The organism is Streptococcus sp. DD04, from assembly GCF_001578725.1.
Lineage (GTDB): Bacteria > Bacillota > Bacilli > Lactobacillales > Streptococcaceae > Streptococcus > Streptococcus sinensis.
Genome location: NZ_KQ968978.1, coordinates 386,736 through 388,953 on the forward strand (window position 1 = coordinate 386,736; position 2,218 = coordinate 388,953).

General features: G+C 45.8%; 2 protein-coding genes. Both read left to right on the top strand.

All coding sequences use genetic code 11. The annotated features are described in order from the left end of the window. Window positions 1–524: ABC transporter ATP-binding protein (locus STRDD04_RS06810; protein WP_156469069.1), on the top strand; the 524-nt coding region annotated here is incomplete at its 5' end. Further along, on the top strand, window positions 505–2,218 hold a 1,714-nt coding region (locus STRDD04_RS06815), incomplete at its 3' end, for an FtsX-like permease family protein (protein ID WP_062200553.1). The genes STRDD04_RS06810 and STRDD04_RS06815, both read left to right, overlap by 20 nt.

The window sequence follows — 2,218 nt, forward strand, 5'->3', positions numbered from 1 at the left end:
GGGAGAAATTAGGCTTTGTCTTTCAGGATTTCAACCTGCTGGACACCCTGTCGGTTAAGGATAATATCCTGCTGCCTCTGGTGCTCTCGCGTCGTCCCATTACCGAGATGATGCAAAAGCTGGTCACCACCTGCAATGAGCTGGGGATAAATAAACTCCAAGAGAAGTTCCCTTATGAGATTTCCGGTGGGCAGAAGCAGCGGGTAGCAGTGGCTCGAGCCATCATCACAGACCCTGAGATTCTGCTGGCGGACGAGCCAACGGGAGCCTTGGATTCCAAGTCTTCGGCAGCCCTGTTAGATGTCTTTGACGACATTAATGCCCGCGGTCAAACCATTCTCATGGTGACCCACTCGACCTCGGCAGCCAGTCGGGCCAAGCGGGTGCTCTTCATCAAGGATGGGATTCTTTATAATCAAATCTTCCGCGGCAACAAGACCGAGCGGCAGATGTTCCAAGAGATTTCTGACACTCTGACAGTTATGGCAAGTGAGGTGGGCGATTATGTTCAAACTAACGAGTAAACTGGCTTTGTCAAACCTGGTTAAAAACCGCAGTTTATATTATCCATTTGCTTTGGCGACGATACTGGCAACAGCGATTTTGTATAGTTTTGTTTCACTGGCTCATAGCCCCAATATGGAGACCTCTTATGGTGGTACAGCAGCTCGCATGACCTTGCAGTTTGGTATCCATGTCATTCAGGTTGCCGTCCTTATCCTCATCACCTATGCTAATAGCTTCGTCATGAAAAACCGCTCCCGAGAGTTGGGAGTCTATAGTCTGCTGGGCATGGAGAAAAAGCATCTGCTAGTCATGACCTTCTTTGAACTCTGTGTCTTTTATCTAGCTACAGTCGGTCTGGGAGTCTTGTCTGGTCTAGCTTTAGACAAGATGCTTTACGCAGTCCTTTTGAAATTGATGGGAATGCCGGCCGTTATTACCTCGACCTTCCAATGGCAGAATGTTTGGATGACTCTAGCCAGTCTGGGTGTCGCTTTTGCGGTGATATTGTTGCTCAATTCTCTGCGTCTTCTACGCTATAGCTCTCTTAACCTAATGAAAGAAAAGAAAGCTGGCGAGAAGAAGGGACGCTTCCTTTTGCTACAAACCTTGCTGGGGCTCTTGCTCATGGGTGTGGCTTATTATATGGCTTTGACTGTCACCAAACCTGTCGCTGCTATCGGCAATTTCTTTATAGCTGTGGTCATGGTTATCATCGCAACCTATCTGCTTTTTAATGCAGGTTCAATTACATTATTGAAATTTCTCAAAAAGCGCAAAGGCTACTACTATAAAACGCAGAATTTCATTTCTGTTTCCAATCTCATCTCGCGGATGCGTAAAAATGCAGCAGGATTAGCAACTATCTCCATTCTATCTACCATGCTCTTAGTGACTCTGGTTGGTACAATCAATATCTATGTTGGAGGTCAGGATTATATTACTACCTTGCATCCAAAGGATTACAATGTCAGCGTCGTCTTGCCGAAATCGACCGATCTGAAGGAGGCTCTGTTGGACAAGGTCCAGCAAGTCGCTCAGGACACAGGTCTGAAGAAGCCAAGCTATACTACCTATCTCTACCAATCAGCCTTCATTATGAAACTGGCTGGAAATGCTATCACTGTTCCAATGCAAAGCGAGCTGGAGTCGGATACAAGTATCTTGACCAAGTCTGCAGGCACGATTACGGTCATCAATCGTCAGGATTATGAAAAAATGACAGGGGAAAAGATAGACTTGGCAGACGATGAAACTCTTGTCTATGGAAAAAATATTTCCTTAAATAAGGACAAGCCACTCCGAGTGAATGGCAAGGACTGGAAGATTAAGCAGCTTTTACCGTCGAATTTCACGCATGGGAAAATCCCTAATCCAAATGATGTGGCCATGGAGCAGGGTCTCTATATGGTGGTCAATGATAGCAAAGAGGTTAATCTTGATGTGGATCATTACTACTACATTGGAATTGCTTCAGATACTAAAGGCAGTAAAAAGTTTGTCGAGCAAGTCCAGCTGGCGTTGAGAGATACTTTGGATCAGGATCAGGCCCAAGATGGTAGCTACGCAATGGCCAGTGACCGTCATAGCGCAGAAAAGAGCTATCAAGAACTTACCGGAACCTTGCTATTCATCGGTGTCTTCCTCTCCGTTATCTTCCTTCTAGGAGCTGTTCTCGTGATTTACTACAAGCAAATCTCTGAAGGCTATGAAG